This is a genomic window from Streptomyces sp. ML-6, assembly GCF_030116705.1.
In the GTDB taxonomy this organism is placed as follows: Bacteria; Actinomycetota; Actinomycetes; order Streptomycetales; family Streptomycetaceae; genus Streptomyces.
Window position 1 is genome coordinate 5,783,027 of sequence record NZ_JAOTIK010000001.1, and the last position, 21,619, is coordinate 5,804,645.

Below are 21,619 nucleotides of genomic sequence, written 5' to 3' on the forward strand. Positions count from 1 at the left end.
ACGGGAGGACGAGACGATGGCCGGCGAACAGCAGACGGCGGTGCCCGCACGGGCCCAGGAGCAGCACGCACTCCTCGCCGAGCAGATCGAGGAGCACCGCTTCCGGTACTACGTGAAGGACCAGCCGGTCGTCAGCGACGCCGAGTTCGACCGGCTGATGCGCGAGCTGGAGGCCCTGGAGGACACCTACCCCCAGCTGCGCACGCCGGATTCGCCGACCCAGAAGGTCGCCGGGCCGTACCGCACGGAATTCACCTCCGTCGAGCACCGCGAACGGATGCTCTCGCTGGACAACGCCTTCGACGACGCGAAGCTGGCCGCCTGGGGCGAGCGGATCGCGAAGGAGGTCGGCACGGCCGACCACCACTTCCTGTGCGAGCTGAAGGTCGACGGTCTGGCGGTCAACCTCACCTACGAACACGGCCTGCTGACCCGGGCCGCGACCCGGGGCGACGGCCGCACCGGCGAGGACATCACCCCCAACATCCGCACGATCGCCGGCATCCCGCACCGGCTGAAGGGCGACCGGATCCCGGAGCTGGTCGAGATCCGCGGCGAGGTCTTCTTCCCGATGGCGGCCTTCGACGGGCTCAACGCCCGGCTCATCGAGGCGGGCGACAAACCCTTCGCCAACCCGCGCAACGCGGCGGCCGGTTCACTGCGCCAGAAGGACCCGAAGGTCACCGCCACCCGGCCGCTGCACATGGTGGTGCACGGCATCGGCGCCCGCGAGGGCTTCGACATCGACCGCCTCTCGCACGCCTACGAGCTGCTGCACGAATGGGGCCTGCCCACCTCCGGGCACAACAAGGTGGTGGACTCCCTCGACGGGGTAAGGGAGTTCATCGCGCACTTCGGCGAGCACCGCCACTCCGTGGAGCACGAGATCGACGGCGTCGTCGTCAAGCTCGACGAGATCCCGCTCCAGGGCCGGCTCGGCTCCACCTCGCGCGCCCCGCGCTGGGCGATCGCCTGGAAGTACGCCCCCGAGGAGGCCAACACCAAACTGGTCAACATCCGGGTGGGCGTCGGCCGGACCGGCCGGGTCACGCCGTACGCGCAGGTCGAGCCGGTGGAAGTGGCGGGCTCCGAGGTCGAGTTCGCCACCCTGCACAACCAGAACGTGGTGAAGGCGAAGGGCGTCCTCATCGGGGACACGGTGGTGATCCGCAAGGCGGGCGACGTGATCCCGGAGATCCTCGGCCCGGTCGTCGACCTGCGCGACGGCACCGAGCGGGCCTTCGTGATGCCGACGCACTGCCCCGAGTGCGGTACGGCGCTGAAGCCCATGAAGGAGGCCGACATCGACCTCCGCTGCCCCAACGCCCGCTCCTGCCCCGCCCAGTTGCGCGAGCGGGTCGCCTACCTCGCGGGCCGCAAGGCCCTCGACATCGACCACTTCGGCTACGTCGTGGCCGCCGCCCTGACCAGGCCGCTCGAACCCGACGAGCCGCCGCTGCACGACGAGGGCGATCTGTTCGGACTGACGATCGAGGAACTGCTGCCGATCCGCGCCTACGTCCTGGACCCGGTCAGCGGGCTGCCCAAGCGCGACCCGGAGACCGGCGAGGAGAAGACCGCCCTGGTCTTCGCCAACCAGCAGGGCGAACCGAGGAAGAACGCCCTCGCCATGCTCGACGCCATTGCCGCGGCCAAGAACGCCCCGCTGGCCCGGATCCTCACCGGTCTCTCCGTCCGCCACGTGGGCCCGGTCGCCGCCGCGGAGCTGGCCCGTCAGTTCCGTTCCATCGACCGGATCGAGGAGGCGACCGAGCAGGAGCTGTCCGACGCCGACGGGGTCGGGCCGGTCATCGCGGCCTCCGTGAAGCAGTGGTTCGCCGAGGACTGGCATCGGGAGATCCTCCGCAAGTGGCGCGAGGCCGGGGTCCGGATGGCGGACGAGGAGCCGGGGGAGGACACGGGGCCGCGCCCGCTCGACGGACTCACCGTCGTCGTCACCGGCACGCTGGACGGGCACACCAGGGATGGAGCGAAAGAGGCGCTCCAGAAGCTGGGTGCCAAGGTGACGGGATCCGTGTCGAAGAAGACCGCCTTCGTGGTCGTCGGCGACAACCCCGGCTCGAAGTACGACAAAGCGATGCAGCTGAAGGTGCCGGTGCTGGACGAGGACGGTTTCGCCGTCCTCCTCGAACAGGGGCCCGACGCGGCGCGCGAGGCGGCCGTACGGGCCGAGGAGCCGGCCGGGTGACCGGCGGAGGCCGGACAGGCCGGGCGGAGGGGGAACAGGCCGCACGAACAGAAGGGTGAACAAGGGGCGTCTCGCCATCAATCTGGACAAGCAGGTCGCCCTGGGGGTGGGTTCACCCGATCGGCGCATACCAGATGTTGACGGATGGTCGGTTCGCATTCGGGCAACAGCGTCCGAGCGCTGCCCGTAGGGGCCCTTCCCGGCCTACTGTTGAGACGTACACCTGCCGTGTTCGGCCGCGGGGTGGGAAACCGGGCAGCGCGGCATGGAGCGGAACCATCGGGTGACATCGGCACCGCCGGCTGTGAGAGGGACGGAATGAAACCGACCGAGAGCGCCGCACCGGTGTCGCGGCTGCAAGGTTTCGTCGGCCTCACGCCGAAAGTGGGGGCCGTCTTCGTGGTGATCGCCGTCGCCCAGCTCGCGACCGGTTTCTACCGGACCGTGAGCGAGGGGCGCGCGCTCTTCCCCGACGGCGAGCCCGGCTGGGCGCTCGCCGTCCTGACCGGGATCATCGTCGGCCACCTGGTCGCGCTCGGCCGCGACCGCTGGTGGGGAGGGACCGGCTCCGGCGCCGCGCTCACCCTGGCCGTGCTGCTGCTCTACGGCTGGGTGCCCGCCGGGCTGGTCAGCCTGATCGTCGTCGTCCTGGTCGGCGTCGCCCGCAGACACCGCTGGTGGCAAGGGCTGCTGCACGGCGCCGTCGACATCCTCGGCATCGGCGCGGCCGCCCTGGTGCTCGCCGCGTTCGGCGAGGCGCAGACCGTCGAGTCGCCCTGGCAGCCACTCGACTGGGGCATCGCCGCGGTACCGGAAGTACTCCTGGCCGCCTCCACCTATCTTCTGGTGACCCGGGTCCTGCTGTGGTACGCGAGGACACCCCAGGGCGGCGGGCTGCCGACCATCGCCCGCAGCACCCTGCTGCGCCAGGGGCTCGTCGCCCTCGCCCTGTTCGGCATCGCGCCGCTGATCTGCGTCGTCGCGATGGCCACCCCCCTGCTCCTGCCGCTCTTCGCGGTCCCGCTGATCGCCCTGGACTCCGCGCTCTGGATCGCCCGGGCCCGGGCCGAGGAACAACTGCGCGACCCCCTGACCGGCCTGCCCAACCGGCAGTGGCTGCTGGAACGCACCTGGACGGCGCTGGAGGACGCCGAGTCCACCGGCACCAGATCCGCCCTCGTCCTGATCGACCTCGACCGCTTCCGCGCGGTCAACGACACTCTCGGCCATCTGGCGGGGGACCGGCTGCTGCTGCAGATAGCCGAACGGCTGAGACTCGCGCTGCCCCGGGGGGCGGAGGCCGCCCGGCTCGGCGGCGACGAGTTCGCCGTGCTCCTGCCCACCGCGGACTCCATCACCAGCGCCCAGCGGGTCGCCCGCCACCTGGTCGCCGAGCTGTCCTCCCCGCTGGACCTGGACGGCCTGACCCTGGTGCTGGAGGCCAGCGCCGGGGTGGCCGTCCACCCGGACCACGCACTGGACGCCGAGGGGCTGCTCAGACGCGCGGACGTGGCGATGTACCAGGCCAAGCGCGACCGTACGGGTGTCGAGGTGTACGAGTCCAAGCGGGACAGCAACACCCCGGACCGGCTCGGACTCCTGGGCGACCTGCGCCGGGCGCTGGACGCGGGCGAGGTCGAGCTGCACTACCAGCCGAAGGTCCGCTTCGACGGCCAGGTGGCCGGCCTGGAGGCGCTGGTGCGCTGGGTGCACCCGGAGCGCGGGCGGGTCCCCCCGGACGAGTTCATCGCCATCGCCGAGTCGTCCGGCCTGATGCCGCACCTCACGGAGTACGTGCTGGAGACGGCGCTGGCCCAGGTCGCCCGGTGGCGGGCGCAGGGCCTGTTCGTCCCGGTCGCGGTCAACGTCTCCCCGCGCGACGTCCACACCCCCGGTTTCGCGGGCGGTGTCGCGGCTCGGCTCGCCCGGCACGGCGTCCCGGCCGGCGCGCTGCAGCTGGAGATAACGGAGCACGTGCTGCTGGAGGACCCGCAGCGCGCCGCCGACACGCTCGCCGGACTGACCGGACACGGCGTGAAGATGTCCCTCGACGACTTCGGCACCGGCTACTCCTCGCTGGTCCACCTGCGGCGGCTGCCGGTCAGCGAGCTGAAGATCGACCGGTCGTTCGTGGCCCGGCTGGCCGTCGACAACGAGGACGCCGAGATCGTCCGCTGCACCATCGACCTGGCGCACTCGCTGGGCCTGCTGGTCGTCGCGGAGGGCGTCGAGGACGACGAGACCTGGGAGCGGCTGCGGGACCTGCGCTGCGACGCGGTGCAGGGGTGGCTGGTCGCCGCGGCGATGCCGCCCCAGGAGACGACGGCCTGGCTCCGGGCGCGGGGAGAGCACGGCTGGCGCCGGCCCGCCGAGTTGGCCGCTGCGGCCGCGGCCGCCGCCGCAGCCGCCGGTGCGCCCCCGGAGCTGGAACAGCGGCCCTCCGGCCGGGCAATCGACTCCCGCCCCGCCACGACCTGAGGCCGTGCCCCGGCTCGCCCCGCCCGGTCCCGCCCCGCTCGGTCCCGCGCGGCGGGCCGGGCCGGGCCGGGGCACGAGGGCGGGCCGGGACGCGGCGGGGCGGGGCGGCCGGATGCGGCGGGCCGGGGCACGGTGGGCGGGCCGGGGCGGCCGGGCGCGGCAGGCCGGGTGGCCAGGTGCAGGGGGCCGGGGAAATCCTGGTCCGATCAGGGTGTTCGCCCGGGTGGCGGGAGCGGCGGCGGGCTACCCCATAGGATTGGGCCAAAACCACACACCAACCCCTGAGGATCGCTGCATGCCTGGCATCACGCGCGAGGAGGTCGCCCACCTCGCCCGGCTGGCGCGTCTGGAGCTGAAGGGCGAAGAGCTCGATCACTTCGCCGGACAGCTCGACGACATCATCGGCGCGGTCGCCCGCGTCTCCGAGGTCGCCGACCAAGACGTACCGCCGACCTCCCACCCGCTGCCGCTGACCAACGTCATGCGCGCGGACGAGGTCCGTCCGTCGCTCACCCCCGAGCAGGCGCTCTCCGGCGCCCCGGCCCAGGAGCAGCAGCGTTTCAAGGTGCCGCAGATCCTGGGGGAGGACTAACAGCCATGACGGACCACAGCACCATCATCAAGCTCACCGCCGCCGAGATCGCCGCGCGGATCGCCTCCGGCGAGCTGACGGCCGTCCAGGTCACCGAGGCCCACCTGGCCCGGATCGACGCGGTCGACGAGAAGGTCCACGCCTTCCTGCACGTCGACCGCGAGGGCGCCCTCGCGCAGGCCCGCGCCGTCGACGCGAAGAAGGCGGCCGGCGAGAAGCTCGGCCCGCTGGCCGGCGTCCCGCTCGCGCTGAAGGACATCTTCACCACGAAGGACATGCCGACCACCGTCGGCTCCAAGATCCTCGAGGGCTGGATCCCGCCGTACGACGCGACCCTCACCCAGAAGCTGAAGGCCGCCGACGTCGTCATCCTCGGCAAGACCAACATGGACGAGTTCGCCATGGGGTCCTCCACCGAGAACAGCGCCTACGGCCCGACCGGCAACCCGTGGGACCTCACCCGCATCCCCGGCGGCTCCGGCGGCGGCTCCTCGGCCGCCCTCGCCTCGTACGAGGCCCCGCTCGCCATCGGCACGGACACCGGCGGCTCCATCCGCCAGCCCGCCGCCGTCACCGGCACCGTCGGCGTCAAGCCCACCTACGGCGGCGTCTCCCGCTACGGCATGGTGGCGTTCTCCAGCTCCCTGGACCAGGGCGGGCCCTGCGCCCGTACCGTCCTGGACGCGGCCCTGCTGCACGAGGCGATCGCCGGGCACGACCCGATGGACTCCACGTCCATCGACGCCCCGGTCCCGCCGGTCGTCGAGGCCGCCCGCAACGGCAGCGTCGAGGGCATGCGCGTCGGCGTCGTCAAGCAGTTCGCCGGCGAGGGCTACCAGGCCGGTGTCGTCCAGCGCTTCAACGAGTCGGTCGAGCTGCTGAAGTCGCTCGGCGCCACGATCGTCGAGCTGGACTGCCCGTCCTTCGACCTGGCCCTGTCGGCGTACTACCTGATCGCGCCGTCCGAGTGTTCCTCCAACCTGGCCCGCTTCGACGCCATGCGCTACGGCCTGCGGGTCGGCGACGACGGCACGAAGTCCGCCGAGGAGGTCACCGCGCTCACCCGCGAGGCCGGCTTCGGCGACGAGGTCAAGCGCCGCGTCATCCTCGGCACGTACGCCCTCAGCTCCGGCTACTACGACGCGTACTACGGTTCGGCGCAGAAGGTCCGCACCCTCATCACCCGGGAGTTCGAGAAGGCCTTCGAACAGGTGGACGTCATCGTCTCCCCGACGACGCCCACCACCGCCTTCCCGATCGGCGAGCGCGCCGACGACCCGATGGCGATGTACCTCGCGGACCTGTGCACCATCCCGACCAACCTCGCGGGCAACGCCGCCATGTCGCTGCCCTGCGGCCTGGCCCCCGAGGACGGGCTGCCGGTCGGACTGCAGATCATCGCCCCCGCCATGAAGGACGACCGGCTGTACAAGGTCGGAGCCGCCGTCGAGGCCGCCTTCGTGAAAAAGTGGGGACACCCGCTGCTGGAGGAGGCTCCGTCACTGTGAGTGCACTGACCAAGGCCAAGGGCTTCAAGAAGTCCAAGACCGGTACCTACCTGTCCATCGGCACCACCGCCTTCGGGGCGGTCAGCGTGCTCAAGCAGGCCCGGAAGGCGCGTGCCGAGCACGACACGCTCCGACTGGTCGACGCCGTTGTCTCCGCCGCCGCCATCGCCACCGGCGTCGCCCTGCTGCTGCGCGAGCTCAAGCGCATCGGCGACGACGACGTACTGCTGGGCTGAGAGGGAAGTTTCACCGTGACTGTCACCGACCTGGTGTCGTACGAGGACGCGCTCGCGTCCTACGACCCCGTCATGGGCCTGGAGGTCCATGTCGAGCTCGGCACCAAGACCAAGATGTTCTGCGGCTGCTCCACCGAGCTCAAGCAGGACGCCAACTCCCAGACCTGCCCGGTCTGCCTCGGCCTGCCCGGCGCCCTCCCGGTCGTCAACGAGATCGGCGTCGAGTCCGCCATCAAGATCGGCCTCGCGCTGAACTGCGAGATCGCCGAGTGGTGCCGCTTCGCCCGGAAGAACTACTTCTATCCGGACATGCCGAAGAACTTCCAGACCTCCCAGTACGACGAGCCGATCGCCTACAACGGCTACCTGGACGTCCAGCTGGAGGACGGGGAGGTCTTCCGGGTCCACATCGAGCGCGCCCACATGGAGGAGGACACCGGCAAGTCGACCCACGTCGGCGGCGCCACCGGCCGCATCCACGGCGCGTCCCACTCCCTGCTCGACTACAACCGCGCGGGCATCCCGCTCATCGAGATCGTCACCAAGCCGATCGAGGGCGCGGGCGCCCGCGCCCCCGAGGTCGCCAAGGCGTACGTCGCCGAGCTCCGCGAGCTCATCAAGGCGCTCGGCGTCTCCGAGGCCCGGATGGAGATGGGCCAGATGCGCTGCGACGTCAACCTGTCGCTGCGCCCGCACGGCACCGAGACGTTCGGTACGCGCTCCGAGACGAAGAACGTGAACTCGCTGCGTTCCGTCGAGCGCGCCGTCCGCTTCGAGATGCAGCGCCACGCCGCGGTGCTGTCCTCCGGCGGCACGGTCGTGCAGGAGACCCGGCACTTCCACGAGGAGGACGGCTCCACCACATCCGGCCGTATCAAGGACAACGCCGAGGACTACCGCTACTTCCCCGAGCCCGACCTGGTGCCGGTCGCCCCGGCCCGCGAGTGGGTCGAGGAGCTCCGCAAGGGGCTGCCCGAGCTGCCCCGGCTGCGCCGCAACCGGCTCAAGGAGGAGTGGGGCGTCTCCGAGCACGACATGCAGTCCATCCTCAACGCCGGCGCGGTTGACCTGATCGTCGCCACGACCGACGCGGGCGCCCCCTCGGACCAGGCCCGCAAGTGGTGGATGGGCGAGCTGGCCCGCAACGCCAACGAGACCGGCCGCGGCCTCGACGAGCTGCCCATCACCCCGGCGCAGGTCGCCAGAGTGGCCGAGCTCGTCGCCTCGGGCGACCTCAACGACAAGCTGGCCCGCCAGGTCATCGAGGGCGTCCTCGCGGGCGAGGGCGACCCGGACACCGTCGTCGAGAAGCGCGGCCTGAAGGTCGTCTCCGACGAGGGCGCGCTGTCCGCGGCCGTGGACGAGGCCATCGCCGCCAACGCGGCCATCGCGGACAAGATCCGCGGCGGCAAGGTCGCGGCGGCGGGCGCGCTCGTCGGCGCGGTCATGAAGGCCACCCGCGGCCAGGCGGACGCGGCCCGCGTGCGCGAGCTGATCCTGGAGAAGCTCGGCGTCGAGGGCTGATCCGCCCGCGCCCCGGCCGTCCCGCACGGCCGGGGAAGCCGTGAATCACGTCCCCGGAGGGGCGGTGCACACCGATCACCGGTGCACCGCCCCTTCACCTGTGTCCGGAGAGCCCGTTGAACACCGTCATGACCGAGACCGTCTCCGTCGCCCTCCTGCTCGGCGTGCTGGCCTTCGCCGTACTGCGCCCGCGGGGGCTGCCGGAAGCGACCGCCGCCGTACCCGCCGCCGTGCTGGTCGTCGTGGCCGGTGCGGTTCCGTGGCCGGAGGCCCGCGCCCAGGTGGACAGCCTGCTCCCGGTCGTCGGGTTCCTCGCGGCGATCCTGGTGCTGGCGCAGCTCTGCGCGGACGAGGGGCTGTTCAAGGCCGCCGGCGACCTGGTCGCGCGCGCCTGCCGGGGACGGACCGGCCCCCTCCTCGGCGGGGTCTTCTTCGTCGCCTCCGCGATCACCGCCGTGCTCAGCCTGGACGCGACCGTCGTCCTGCTGACCCCGGTCGTCCTCGCCACCGCCGCCCGGGTGGGCGCCCGCCCCCGCCCGTACGTCCACGCCTGCGCGCACCTCGCCAACTCGGCGTCCCTGCTGCTGCCGGTCTCCAACCTCACGAACCTGCTGGCGTTCACCGCGAGCGGCCTCTCCTTCACCCGGTTCGCCGCGCTGATGACCCTGCCGTGGCTGGCCGCGATCGCCGTCGAGTACGCCGTCCTGCGCCGGTTCTTCGCCACCGACCTGGCCGCGGGCGCGCACCCGCCGGAACCGGAGGAGGCCCGCCCGGCCGTCCCCGTCTTCACGCTCGTCGTCCTCGCCCTCACCCTGGGCGGATTCGTCATCACCTCGTTCGCGGGCGCGGAACCGCTGTGGGCGGCGCTGGCGGGCGCCGGGGTGCTGGCGGTCCGCGCACTGGCCAGGCGCGACACCACCGTCAGCAGAATCGTTCGCTCAGCCCACCCGCTGTTCTGCCTGTTCGTCCTCGCGCTGGGCGTCGTGGTCCGGGCGGTGGTGGACAACGGCCTGGGCGCCGGGATCGACGCGTTCCTGCCGGACGGCTCCTCGCTGCCCGAACTGCTGGCGGTGGCCGCGGTGGCGGCCGTCCTCGCCAACCTGATCAACAACCTGCCCGCGATACTCGCCCTGCTCCCGGTCGTCGCGGCGGCGGGGCCCGGACCGCTGCTCGCCGCCCTGATCGGCGTGAACCTCGGCCCGAACCTCACCTACGTCGGCTCGCTCGCCACCCTGCTCTGGCGCCGCATCCTGCACGCCCACGGCACCCCGCCCGAGCTCGGCGACTTCACCCGGCTCGGGCTGCTGACCGTACCGGCGACCCTGGGCGCGTCGACGGTGGCGCTGTGGGGCGCGCTGCAACTGATCGGGGTGTGAGGGGCCCCGGCGGGACCGGAGGCGGTCGGGGTTGGACTTCCCGGCCGACCTGTTGGACGTTCACCACGGAGCCGTACGAAGTCCTTCCCCGCGCCACCGGGCTTGGCTAGCTTCCCGGCTGAACGATCAGGACTCGGGAGGCCCATCTTGACCACGGACATTTCACGGCGCCGGCTCTTCGCGCTCGGCGGCGGCGCACTCGGTGCCGCGGCGGCGGGGTCGCTGCTCCCGCCGTCGCTGCAGGCCGCGATCGCCGCGCAGCCGGCCCACCCGGCGGGGGCCGGCGGCCGGGACGGGCTCGGAGCCATCAAGCACGTGGTGATCCTGATGCAGGAGAACCGTTCCTTCGACCATTACTTCGGAACGCTCCGGGGCGTGCGGGGCTTCGGCGACCGCAACGCCGTCGAGCTGCCCTCCGGCAGGCCGGTCTTCGAGCAGCCCGCCCCGCTGGGCGGCTCCGTGCTGCCGTTCCCGGTGCGGGACGCGGCGGAGGCGCAGAAGAAGGACCTCCAGTACATCGGCGCCCTCGACCACTCCTGGAGCGGCGGCGGCAAGGCGTGGGCCGGGGGGTGGATGAACAACTGGGTGAGCGCGAAGACGGCCGCCACCATGGCGTACTACGACCGCCGGGACATCCCGCTGCACTACGAGCTGGCCGACACCTTCACGGTCTGCGACGCCTACCATTCCTCCATCCACACCTCGACCAGCCCCAACCGCAACCACCTGTGGAGCGGGAAGACCGGCCACGAGCCGAACGGCAAGCGGGCCGTCGGCAACGACGCGTACGCCGAGGGCACGCACCCCGGGTACGACTGGGGCACCTACGCGGAACGGCTGGAGAAGGCCGGGCGCAGCTGGCGCACCTACACCGAGTGGGAGAACTTCACCGACAACCAGATCGAGTTCTTCGCCACCTTCAAGGCGGTCGCCCGCAAGGCGCTGGCGAGGACCGGCGGCCACACGTACATGGAGTCCTTCTACGCCGCGATACGCGCCGCCGACGACGCGGAGCGGCAGCGGCTGTTCGGGCTGCTGGAGGAGGGCGTCGCCACCCTGGACAAGACCGAGCGCAGCCTCTTCGAGCGGGCGCTGCGCCGGGTGGAGACCGGGAAGCTGGCCGAGGAGTTCGCCAAGGACGTGGCGGCGGGCACCCTGCCCGAGGTCTCGTACCTGGTGCCGTCGGCCGTCGACTCCGAGCACCCGAGCGTCTCCTCGCCGATCCACAGCGCGACGATCGTCTACAAGGTCCTGGACGCGCTGGGCAAGCACCCCGAGGTGTGGCGGCACACCGCCGTGCTCATCAACTACGACGAGAACGACGGCTTCTTCGACCACGTGCCGCCGCCCGTCGCGCCTCCCGAGGTGGCCGAGGAGCGGTGGGAGGGCAAGCCCACCGGCCTCGGGATCCGGGTGCCGCTGCTGGTCGTGTCGCCGTGGACGGTGGGCGGCTACGTCTGCTCCGAGGTCTTCGACCACACCTCCGTGATCCGTTTCCTGGAGCGCTGGACCGGGGTGGCGGAGCCCAACATCAGCCAGTGGCGGCGCACCGTCACCGGCGACCTGACCTCCGCGTTCGACTTCGGGCGCGGGCGGCGCAGGCCCGACGTGGAGCAGCCGGCCGCCATCCCGCCGTTCAGCGGGCGCTGGTCGCCGAAGCCGCCGGCCGTGCAGCAGATGCCGGTGCAGGAGCCCGGCACCCGCCCGGCCCGCCCGCTGCCGTACCAGCCGGACGCGCAGGCGAAGCTGGCGGACGGCGCGGTACGGGTGGACCTCAGCAACACGGGCCGCTCGTCCGCACACTTCGCGCTGTACCCGTACGCGGGCGAGTTCCCCGTGCCGCAGCACCGGGACGTGCGGGGCACGGACCGGTGGACGGTGCCGCTCGCCGGCGACGCGTACCGCTTCACGGTGACGGGGCCGAACGGTTTCCGGCGCGAGTTCGCCGGGCCCGCGAAGGGCGGCGCGGCGGCCGGGGCCGAGGTCGCCTCGCGGATCGACGCCCACGGGCGGAACCTGCACCTCACCCTGCGCAACACAAGCAGCACGGTGCTCACCTTCGTCGTGCGCCCCCTGGGGTACGTGGACGAGGCGGACCTGCGGGGCCGGTCCCGGACCGTCAAGGTCAAGCCGGGACGCAGCCGCACCGTGGTGCACTCGGCGGCCGACGCGCACGGCTGGTACGACCTGGCCGTCACCGTCGAGGGGGACGACGCCTTCCGGCGCCGCCTGATGGGGCACATCGAGAACGGCCGGGCGAGCGTCTCGGGCTGACGTCGGGGCCCGACGGTGGGGCGCCGACGGACGGCTCGGCGCCCCGCCCGGAGCCCATATGAGCCCGTATCAGCTGATATGTGCTCCGTATAAGCCCGTACGAGTCCCATGTGAATAAGGCCACGAAAGGGACAAAGGATCACGATCGGCTGCCAGAGTGACAGTCCTCAGGTCATGTGCTCTTTGCGGGTAATTCATGTTTTGTCCCGGCGAAGGGCCACGAACCGGCAGGGAGCACGTCCGTGGCCGCCATCGCCCGCTGGTGCATCAGGCACCGCCTCATCGCCGTCCTCATCTGGCTCGTCGCCCTCGGCGGAGCAGCCACCGCGGCGGGATTCGCGGGTTCCGCGTACTCCAACGACTACGAGGTGCCCGGCACGGAGTCCGGCCGGGCCACCGAACTCCTCGCGAACGGCTTCACCGACCTCGGCGGGGACACGGACACCATCGTCTGGCACACCACCGACTCCACCGTGCGGGCCGACGACGTCCGCCAGACGATGACCCGGACCCTGCACGAGGTCGAGGAACTGCCCGGGGTCGGCTCGGTCACCGGACCCTACGGGGCCGCCGGCGCCGGGCAGATCAGCGAGGACGGACGCACCGCCTACGCCACGGTCACCTTCGACCGGCAGGTCGACGACATCCCGGTGGCCCAGGCACAGGCCCTCGTCGACACCGCGAGGGCGGCGGCCGGCGAAGACCTCCGGGTGGAGGTGGGCGGCTCGGCGGTCGCCCTCACCGAAGCGCCGTCCGTCCATCTCGGTGAGGCCGTCGGCGTCGTCGTCGCGGCGGTCGTCCTGTTCCTCGCCTTCGGCTCGCTCGCCGCCAGCATGCTGCCCATCGCCACCGCCCTCGTCTCCGTCGGCACGGCCTACGCGGGCATCGTGCTGCTCGGCCATCTGATGACCGTCGCCGACTTCGCCCCCATGCTGGGCATGCTGATCGGGCTCGGCGTCGGCATCGACTACGCGCTGTTCATCGTCACCAGACACCGCAGAGGGCTGCGCAGGGGTCTGACGGTCACCGAGGCGGCGCAGGACGCCGTCGCGACGACCGGCCGGGCGGTGGTCTTCGCCGGGGCCACGGTCTGCATCGCCCTGCTCGGCATGCTGATCCTGCGACTCGGCTTCCTCAACGGCGTGGCCGTCGCCGCCTCGCTCACCGTCGTCCTGACCGTGGCCGCGTCCGTGACCCTGCTCCCCGCCCTGCTGTCCTTCATCGGGATGCGGGCCCTGAGCCGGCGCGAGCGGCGCGGACTCGCCGAGCACGGGCCGCAGCCCGAACTCCCCACCGGCTTCGCCGCCCGCTGGTCGGCCTTCGTCGAACGTCACCCCAAGCTGCTCGGCGGGATCGCCGCCGTGGTGATGCTGGTCCTGGCCCTGCCCACCTTCTCGCTCCACCTGGGCAGCGCCGACCAGGGCAACAACCCCGCCTCGTCCACCACCCGGAAGGCGTACGACCTGCTGGCCGACGGCTTCGGGCCGGGCGTCAACGGGCCGCTGACGATCGTCGCCCGGCTGGACGGGGCGGACGACCGGCTGGCGATGGACGGCCTGCCCGCCACGCTGCGGGCCACCGAGGGCGTGGCCTCGGCCGCCCCGGTCACGTACAGCGCCGACGGCGAAACGGCCTTCGTCACCGTCGTCCCGAAGACGTCGCCGCAGTCGGAGCGGACCAGCGAGCTGGTCGACCGGCTGCGCACGGACGTGCTGCCCCAGGCCTCGCAGAACACCTCGCTCCGGGCCCATGTCGGGGGAGTGACCGCGAGCTACGACGACTTCGCCGGGATCATCGTCGGCAAGCTCCCGCTCTTCGTCGGCGTCGTCACGGGGCTCGGCTGTCTGCTCCTGCTGCTGGCCTTCCGGTCGATCGGCATCCCGCTGAAGGCCGCGGCGATGAACGTGGCCGCCGTGGCCTCCTCGTTCGGGGTGGTTGTCGCGGTCTTCCAGTGGGGGTGGGGGAGCGAGCTGCTGGGGCTGGGCAGCGCGGGCCCCATCGAACCGTTCCTGCCGGTGATCATGGTGTCCGTGCTCTTCGGGCTGTCCATGGACTACCAGGTGTTCCTGGTGGGGCGGATGTACGAGGAGTGGCTGGAGACCGGCGACAACTGCCGGGCGGTCCGGGTCGGCCTCGCCGAGACCGGCCGGGTGATCAACTCCGCGGCGGTGATCATGATTTCGGTCTTCCTCGCGTTCGTCCTCAGCGGGGACCGGGTCATCGCGATGTTCGGCATCGCGCTCGCCGCCGCCGTCGCCCTCGACGCCTTCGTCCTGCGCACGCTGCTGGTCCCGGCCCTGATGCATCTGCTGGGCGGGGCGAACTGGTGGCTGCCGCGTTGGCTGGACCGGCTGCTGCCGCGGATCAGCATCGAGCCTCCCGGTCGGCCGGTGCCGCATGCGAGGATCCCGCAGGCGGCACAACCGGCCGAGGATGGGGCGGTGGGGGCCGCGAAGACGATGTGAGCGGTCCGAGAGGTCCGAGAGGTCCGAGAGGCCCGAGAGGCCCGAGAGATCCGAGAAGTCCGAGAAGGAGCACGATGTTCGCGATATCCCTGGGTGACGACGGAGCGGAACTGCGTCCGCTGGAGATCTGGCAGGCACAGGAGTTCCTCGCCCACATGGACCGGGCCCGGGAACTCGTCGATCCCTGGATCCCCTTCGCTTCCTTCGCCACCGACCTGGAGTCGGCGCGCGCCCTGCTCGGCAGGTACGCGGAGAAGCAGGCGGCCGACACGGGCCGGATCTACGGCATCTGGCTGGACGGCACGCTGGTCGGCGGCGTCCTGTTCCGGATCTTCGACGCGGAGTCGGGGAACTGCGAGGTCGGCTGCTGGCTCGAACCGGCGGCGCAGGGGCGCGGCCTGATCACCCGGGCCTCACGGAAGCTGATCGACTGGGCGGTGTACGAGCGCGGCATGCACCGGGTGGAATGGATCGCCTCCGCCGCGAACCGGCGCAGCGTCGCCGTGGCCGAGCGGCTCGGCATGAAGCGCGACGGGGTGCTGCGCGAGAGCTACCCGTACCGGGGCGAGCGGCACGACTCGGAGATCTGGTCCGTGCTGGCCCCGGAGTGGCGGGCGCGGAAGGACTGAGGGCGGGGGCGCGGCGCACCGTCGAACGGGCGCCGCGCCTTGCCGGCTCATCTGTGCCGGGTTGCCTTCCCGGCGTGCCGTCCCACGGGCGCGGCGTCTTGCCGGCTGATCTGCTCCGGGCCGCCTCCCCGCCCCACGAGTGCCGCGCCTCCCCGGCTCACCTGCTCCGGACCGTCTGCGCCCGCTGCGCCCCGGCACCGAACCTGGCCGGCGCGTACTTGCGCTGGTGCTCGCGGTAGGAGCGGGCGAGGTGGTGCTGGAGCCGGACGTGGCGGAACTGGTACACCGCGCCGGCCCGGCGCAGTACGCCCCGGCGGTAGGCGTCGTCCAGGAAGGCCGACGTGTCCCGGGGCAGCTTGCCGGTCAACGGCAGCCACACCCGTGCCAGGACCAGCCACCGCCCCCAGGCGGTGAACGAGAGCGCGTACGAGCACGTGCCGCCGAGCCCGCCGACGGCGCCGATGACGATCCCGTCCTCCGTCCTCCAGATCAGGGGTCCGAGGATTCCGTCGAGCAGGTCGGTGAACAGATGCCCGCCGACCGCGATCGTCGCGGTGAGCATCGGCGCCAGTACGAGAACCTGCCGGACCACCGTCGCGCGGTTCGAGGCCAGCAGACCGGCCGGGGTCGCCGCGGAGGCCACGTCCAGCGGTGCTTCGAGGGCGGCCAGGAGCCCGAAGACCAGTCCGGCGCCCGCCCCGAAGATCAGCCCGAGGACCAGCATGTTGATGAGCGTTCTCCTGATCACCAGCTCGTCCGTGAGCGGGATTTCGTGGAACAGCCAGCTCTGGAGGGTGAAGGCGGACGCGCATCCGACGCCCATCACGGATCCGCCCAGCAGAACGGCGCCGAACCGGGCGACGAACGTACGGACCGGTCTGCGGCCGACGCCGGCGCCCGCGCCGGGCAACCGCAGCCGCAGTCGTACCCGGGCCGGTTCGAAGGCCGTGGTGCCGAACCGGGCCAGGACCGCGTGGACGCACCCGAAGGCGAGACCGGCGGCCACTCCCAGCAAACCGCCCAGCAGGAGACCCTGACCGATCGGGAACGGCAGGTTGACCAGGTTGATGAGCCACTCGGAGAGGGTGACGCAGAGCGCCGACGCCACCACCACCGACAACAGCCGCGTGGACAGCCGCAGCGAGTCGCCGATCCGCCACCACGCGAGGTCCTGCTGGTCGCGGTCGAGCCGGGCCAGGTGGTGGGCGAGGTAGCCGAGCCAGCGCTCGGCGCGCTCCGGATCGCGGTGCCGCTCCCGGTGACCGGTGGCGCTCCGCTCGGCGACGCGACGCCGGTAGACCGTCGGCACGAAGCCCGCCAGCAGATGCTCCTCCAGGGAGTTCTCGTCGGGGAAGAGTTCGGTGTCCAGCAGCTCGACGGGATTCCGGTCGGGCGCCTCGCTGTACATCGTCCGCGCCAGGATGATCATGAGCGGGGTGCTCAGGACCCTGGCCAGAGGGGTGGTTTCCCCACCCTCCCGGGCGCGCAGTTCCTCCAGCACGGGGGCCCAGACCGCCGTGCTCCCGCCGTCGCCGTGGGGGACCGGCCGGGCCGTCCGGGGCAGGTAGTCGTCGAGGTCATCGAGGGTGAGGTCGGTCAGTTCGAGACCGGCGGCCCAGACCAGCGGGGCCCCGGCCTCCCGGACGGCCTCGGCGAACTCGTCGCGCCGGCTGGTCAGGACGAGCGGGATCGAGGTGGAGTTGAGTTCCTCCAGGGCCGTGCTCCGCAGCCCTTCCGCGATCTCGTCGAAGCCGTCCAGGACCGGCAGCACGAGATCCTTGTCGACCAGCGCGGTGGCCAGCGTCGACCCGTCGGGCGCCCGACGGGTGAGATGGGGGTGGTCGCGCACCAGCCGGTCGATCAGCCAGTCCCGCAGCGCGACGGCCGTGGGGTCCCAGGAACCGACGCCGAAGATCACCGGCACCCGGTCGTGCGGTGCCCGGGTCTCCAACCGGTCCAGGACGAACCTGATCGTCAGGATCGACTTGCCGGACCCGGCCCGGCCGAGAACCACCAGCCGCTCCGAGCCGATCCGCCGGTAGACCTCCGCCACACTGCCGAGGTCGCCGCTCAGGTCCATCAGGCCCGGCGTCGCTCCCGGCGGCAACCGCTGGATGTTCACCGAATGGTCGGTCAGGGAATCGGGCGCGTCCTGCCAGCGCACCGGCAACGGGAACGGGTCGTGGACCCGGCGGTGTTCCTCCTCGCGTTGCCAACGGCGCCTGATCTCCTGCGCCAGTTCGTCGGCGGCGGCGAGGAGGGGGCCGCGTAACGGCGACGCGAAACGATCGGCCCCGGATCCCGGGCCGGACTTCCTCCGGGAAGCCGCCCCGGAACCGGGCCCGGATCCCCGTTCGGATTCCTGAGCCGGGTCCTGATCCGATTCCCGAGCCGATTCCTGACCGGATTCCTGCTCAAGGCCCTGCCTGGAATTCTGCGCGGGAACGGATGCGGTCACGGTACTCGTCGCGGTAATCGTCGAGGAATCCGCAGCAGAATTCTCAGCGGAACTCGATGAGGGGGACTCGTCAGCCGGTTCGGAATCCCCGGAATCCGGCCCGCTCCGCGTTCCCGCGAGCAAGGCCACGAGTTTCTGGCGGTCCTCGGGTCCGGCCTCCAGGGCGTCCGCCAGCAGGTTCACCGTTCCCAGCCGGTGATCGCTGGATCTGCCCGTCTCCAGTCTGCGGATGGTGCGCACGCTCACCCCGGACCGTTCCGCCGTCTGTTCCTGCGTCAGTCCCGACCGGGTGCGCAGCCGACGCAACAACGTGCCCAGCTGATCCGCCACTTGGACATCCTCTCCACCACCGAGCGCGGCCGGTCATGAGCCTACCGTGACGACCGGTCATGCATGGCCGGTCGTATGGCCTGTTCCCCGAGCAGCGTGAACTCCACGATCAGTGGTGCCCGGTCGGTGCGCCGACGCGGGGCGGTGCACTTCGCAGGATCTCCGAGAAGCAGAGGGAACACGCGGCCGGCCGACGGCGGATCGTCGACGGGCCGGGGCGGACCACAGGGCCCGGACGGGCCCGGCGCCGGACCTGATCGCCTCTCATGAATTTCTCCTGCTGCGACACATGAGGAGTTGACATGGCATATCGGTTCTGGTGCGGCGAATGCGGTTTCAAGACGCCGTGGGTCAGTGAGTCCCAGGGGGCGGACCGCCAGCTCGACCACTACGAGAAACAGCACCCCGGAATTCCCCCCGGCGGCCACGTGGAGGTCAACCGGAAGAACCCGGAGGGCGGCGGATGCCTCCAGGTGCTGGGAATCGTCGTCCTTCTGCTGATCATCGCGGCCGCCTGTCAGCGATAGGGGTTTCGGCCCGTCCGTTTTCGCCCGGAGTCCGGAACGAATCCGGCTTCCACCGAACAGCTGGAATGACCGACCGACTGAGAGGGACAGAAAAGAAAATGAGCATGCGTGATGTTTCCGGGGCTCGTATCCCGACGGACACCGGGGCCGTGGGTGGCGACGGCGCGGCCCGGCGCCCCTCGCCGACGCGCGGGTACTGGCGCCGGCTGCTGCCGGCGGCCACCGCGGTCTGCCTCCTGATGACCGGGGCCAGCACGGCCGTCGCCGCCGCCCCGTCCACCGGCACCTCGTCCACCGGCTCCCCGGCCGCCGCCCAGACCCCGGCCGACATCCTGCAGGCCGGGGCCCGGCAGGGGGTCGCCGACGGGTACCCGGGCGTGATCGGCATGGTCCGGCAGGGCGACACCACCCAGTACGTGCACGCGGGCGTCGGCGACCGCGCCACCAAGGGGCCCGCGGATCCGAAGGCCAAGTTCCGGATCGGCAGCAACACCAAGGCGTTCGTCTCCACCGTGCTGCTCCAACTGGAGGGCGAGAAGAAGCTCTCGCTGGACGACACCGTCGACCGGTGGCTGCCGGGTGCGGCCGCCGCCAACGGCTACGACGGCTCGAAGATCACGATCCGTCAGCTGCTCAACCACACCTCGGGCCTGCCCGACTACTTCAAGTCCCTGCAGATCAACGGGCCGTACTTCCTCAACACCAACCCGAGGGAGGTCTACCCGCCGCAGAACCTGGTCGACGTCGCCCTCGGCATGCGCGCGCCGACCGCCGAGCCGGGCGAGAAGTTCGAGTACTCCAACACCAACTACGTACTCGCGGGCATGGTGATCAAGGCCGTCACCGGTGAGGACGCGGCCACCCAGATCCAGCGGCGCATCATCGAACCGCTCGGTCTGCGCGACACCAGCTTCCCCACGTCCGACCCCGCGCTTTACGGCAACTACCTCCATGGTTACGTGATCCGGGCGATCCTCATCGGCGATGGAACGGTCTCCAACGTGCAGGTCTTCGGGAGCGCCGGGGCCATGGTGTCGACCATGGACGACCTGGCCGCGTTCTCCCGGGCGCTGCTGACCGGAAAGCTCCTGGCGCCCGCGCAGATGACCGAGCTCAAGACCACCGTCCCGGTGAGCGGCGACATGGGGTACGGGCTGGGCATCAGGCAGGTGAAGCTGCCCTGCGGGAAGTCGGCCTGGGGGCACAGCGGCGCGGTGCTCGGCTACTTCAGCGCGTGGCTGAGCAGTGAGGACGGCACCGAGCAGGTGGCGCACGCGAACAACGAGTTCCATCTGCTCGGCGGCACGCCGGGGCAGGCCCACACGGGCAAGGCCATGACGGATGCGTTCTGCGCGCTCTGAGCACCGCGACCGGAAGGGCGCTTCCCGCGCGACCGGGTCGTTGACGCGGCCCGGCGGCCGGGCCGCGTCAACGACCCCGACCGACCCCCACTCACCCGTGAGAGCCATCCGCTCTCGGAGAGGACACCCTATGAGAACGCAGCCGACCACCTGGCGGACCCGGACCCGGACGGCCGTCGCCGCCGCCGCGCTGGCCATGACCGCGACCCTCGCGACCCCGCTCGCGCACGCCGAGGGCACCGAGGGCGCCGCCCCTCCTCCGGTGCTGTCCGACGGATTCGGCCTGACCCAGGTCGCCGGGGGCACCGAGGTGCACTCGGACAACGACTTCACCATCACCGTGACCACCTCGCAGGTGGCCGGACCGCGCAAGATCCGGATCTTCCTGCCCAGCGGCTACCGCAACGAGCCCGGCAAGCGCTGGCCGGTGACGTACTTCCTGCACGGCGGCCCCGGAAACCCGGACGACGCCGCGGCCGTCCCGGCCCTGCGCTCGGACTCGATGATCACCGTCGTGCCGGACGGCGGCCGGAAGGGCTGGTACGCCGACTGGCTCATGCAGAACACCGCCGAGGGCGCGGCGAACTGGGAGACCTTCCACCTGAAGCAGGTCGTCCCCTTCATCGACGCGAACCTGCGCACCCTCGCCGACCGGGACCACCGGGCCGTCGTCGGCCTGTCGATGGGCGGCTTCGGCGCCCTGCACTACGGCGAGGCCCGCCCCGACCTCTTCGGCCACGTCGCCTCGCTGTCCGGCGGCATCGACTTCGGCATGGCGGAGGTCCGCGCGGCGGTCCTGGCCACGGAGCTCAACCTGCCCGGAGCCTGGTGCGCCCTGAGCAGCTCCACCCCGCCCGGCACCGGCGAGTGCACGGGGTACGGCCCGGTCGTCGACAGCGACGCGATCTTCGGCTCCCCGTACCCGATCCTCGACGCGGACCGGATCTGGAAGGCGATCGACCCGGCCGCCCCGGTCAACCTGGCCAAGCTCGCCGACACCGACGTCACGCTCTACACCGGTGACAACGACCTGATCGACCACTTCACCGCGATCGCCTCCAGGAACGTCAAGGCCCGCATGGACAAGCTCGGCCTGAACAGCCGCCTCGTCGACTACGGCAACGGCTCGTCGCTCTCGCCCACCTGCAACGGCGGCCACAACTACGGCTGTTGGGCACCCGCCATCGCCGACTACGTCCCCCGGCTCCAGGACTCCTTCGACCGGGCCGGCTGAACCGGCCAGACCGAGGCGATCAGGCTGAACCGGGCCGACTGAACCGGCCAGACCGAGGCGGCCCGGCCGAGGCGGCGGGCCCGCGTCACGCACGCGGGCCCGTCACCCCGGGCCGGGCCCCGGGACGGCACCGGGACCGGCGGCGGGGTCCGATCCGGGATCGGGGGAGGGATCGGGCCCCGCACCGGGGGCGGAACCGGGGTCGTCCGGGGCGGTTCTCGCCCCGGACGACCCCTCTTCCCGTGCTCCGGAGGTACCGGACGACCGGATGGTGACCTTGCCCGAGGCAAGGTCCACCGGCCCGCGGCCCGGGTCGCCGATGCCGAGGTCCACCCGGGACAGCTCCAGCCGCTTCTGCTCCTCGACGGTGTGCTTGCGGCCCGGTGCGAAGATTTCCTCGAAGAAGTTGAACACCAGC

The 21,619-nt window shown here is 71.7% G+C and carries 15 protein-coding genes and 1 pseudogene; 13 read left to right on the forward strand and 3 right to left on the reverse strand.

The window, feature by feature from the left end:
- The first annotated feature begins 16 nt into the window (after positions 1-16).
- From ligA to OCT49_RS25750, 10 genes are all read left to right on the forward strand, one after another.
- Positions 17-2,209: an NAD-dependent DNA ligase LigA gene (gene ligA, locus OCT49_RS25705; protein ID WP_283854186.1), complete on the forward strand. Its 2,193-nt coding sequence runs from the start codon at positions 17-19 to the stop codon at positions 2,207-2,209.
- A 318-nt stretch (positions 2,210-2,527) separates the two neighbouring features.
- The gene (locus OCT49_RS25710) at positions 2,528-4,687 is read left to right on the forward strand and encodes a putative bifunctional diguanylate cyclase/phosphodiesterase (RefSeq protein WP_283854187.1); all 2,160 of its coding nucleotides are present in this window, start codon (positions 2,528-2,530) and stop codon (positions 4,685-4,687) included.
- A 295-nt stretch (positions 4,688-4,982) separates the two neighbouring features.
- Positions 4,983-5,279, forward strand: coding sequence for an Asp-tRNA(Asn)/Glu-tRNA(Gln) amidotransferase subunit GatC (gene gatC, locus OCT49_RS25715; RefSeq protein WP_015036350.1), 297 nt, complete (start codon positions 4,983-4,985; stop codon positions 5,277-5,279).
- A 5-nt stretch (positions 5,280-5,284) separates the two neighbouring features.
- A complete protein-coding gene (gene gatA, locus OCT49_RS25720) occupies positions 5,285-6,787 on the forward strand; it encodes an Asp-tRNA(Asn)/Glu-tRNA(Gln) amidotransferase subunit GatA (RefSeq protein WP_283854188.1) in 1,503 nt (500 codons plus the stop codon).
- Entirely contained in the window at positions 6,784-7,023 is a 240-nt protein-coding gene (locus OCT49_RS25725) for a hypothetical protein (RefSeq protein ID WP_283854189.1), read from the forward strand. The genes gatA and OCT49_RS25725 overlap by 4 nt, the downstream gene beginning before the upstream one ends.
- A 15-nt stretch (positions 7,024-7,038) precedes the next feature.
- Positions 7,039-8,547, forward strand: coding sequence for an Asp-tRNA(Asn)/Glu-tRNA(Gln) amidotransferase subunit GatB (gatB, locus tag OCT49_RS25730; protein ID WP_283854190.1), 1,509 nt, complete (start codon positions 7,039-7,041; stop codon positions 8,545-8,547).
- A 128-nt stretch (positions 8,548-8,675) separates the two neighbouring features.
- Positions 8,676-9,923, forward strand: a complete 1,248-nt coding sequence (locus tag OCT49_RS25735; RefSeq protein ID WP_283854191.1) for an SLC13 family permease — start codon at positions 8,676-8,678, stop codon at positions 9,921-9,923.
- Between the two features lie 147 nt (positions 9,924-10,070).
- Entirely contained in the window at positions 10,071-12,197 is a 2,127-nt protein-coding gene (locus OCT49_RS25740) for a phosphocholine-specific phospholipase C (protein ID WP_283854192.1), read from the forward strand.
- Positions 12,198-12,439: 242 nt separating this feature from the next.
- Entirely contained in the window at positions 12,440-14,662 is a 2,223-nt protein-coding gene (locus tag OCT49_RS25745) for an MMPL family transporter (protein ID WP_283854193.1), read from the forward strand.
- Between the two features lie 74 nt (positions 14,663-14,736).
- Complete coding sequence (locus OCT49_RS25750) at positions 14,737-15,291, forward strand: GNAT family N-acetyltransferase (RefSeq protein ID WP_283854194.1); 555 nt, start codon at positions 14,737-14,739, stop codon at positions 15,289-15,291.
- A gap of 157 nt (positions 15,292-15,448) precedes the next feature.
- Here the strand turns inward: OCT49_RS25750 and OCT49_RS25755 are convergent, their stop codons facing one another.
- Positions 15,449-17,455 (reverse strand): NACHT domain-containing protein, encoded by a 2,007-nt coding sequence (locus OCT49_RS25755; protein ID WP_283855945.1) that lies wholly within the window; start codon positions 17,453-17,455, stop codon positions 15,449-15,451.
- Between the two features lie 435 nt (positions 17,456-17,890).
- A pseudogene (locus tag OCT49_RS25760) lies at positions 17,891-18,079 on the reverse strand (helix-turn-helix transcriptional regulator); the annotation flags it as partial.
- Between the two features lie 302 nt (positions 18,080-18,381).
- On the opposite strand from OCT49_RS25760, the gene OCT49_RS25765 reads away from it, so the two are divergent.
- From OCT49_RS25765 to OCT49_RS25775, 3 genes are all read left to right on the forward strand, one after another.
- Positions 18,382-18,606, forward strand: coding sequence for a hypothetical protein (locus OCT49_RS25765; protein WP_283854195.1), 225 nt, complete (start codon positions 18,382-18,384; stop codon positions 18,604-18,606).
- 104 nt (positions 18,607-18,710) lie between these two features.
- Positions 18,711-19,967, forward strand: a complete 1,257-nt coding sequence (locus OCT49_RS25770; protein ID WP_283854196.1) for a serine hydrolase domain-containing protein — start codon at positions 18,711-18,713, stop codon at positions 19,965-19,967.
- Positions 19,968-20,097: 130 nt separating this feature from the next.
- A complete protein-coding gene (locus OCT49_RS25775) occupies positions 20,098-21,201 on the forward strand; it encodes an alpha/beta hydrolase (RefSeq protein ID WP_283854197.1) in 1,104 nt (367 codons plus the stop codon).
- A 102-nt stretch (positions 21,202-21,303) separates the two neighbouring features.
- On the opposite strand, the gene OCT49_RS25780 is transcribed toward OCT49_RS25775, so the two are convergent.
- A complete protein-coding gene (locus OCT49_RS25780; protein WP_283855946.1) occupies positions 21,304-21,615 on the reverse strand; it encodes a DUF6191 domain-containing protein in 312 nt (103 codons plus the stop codon).
- Positions 21,616-21,619: the final 4 nt, after the last annotated feature.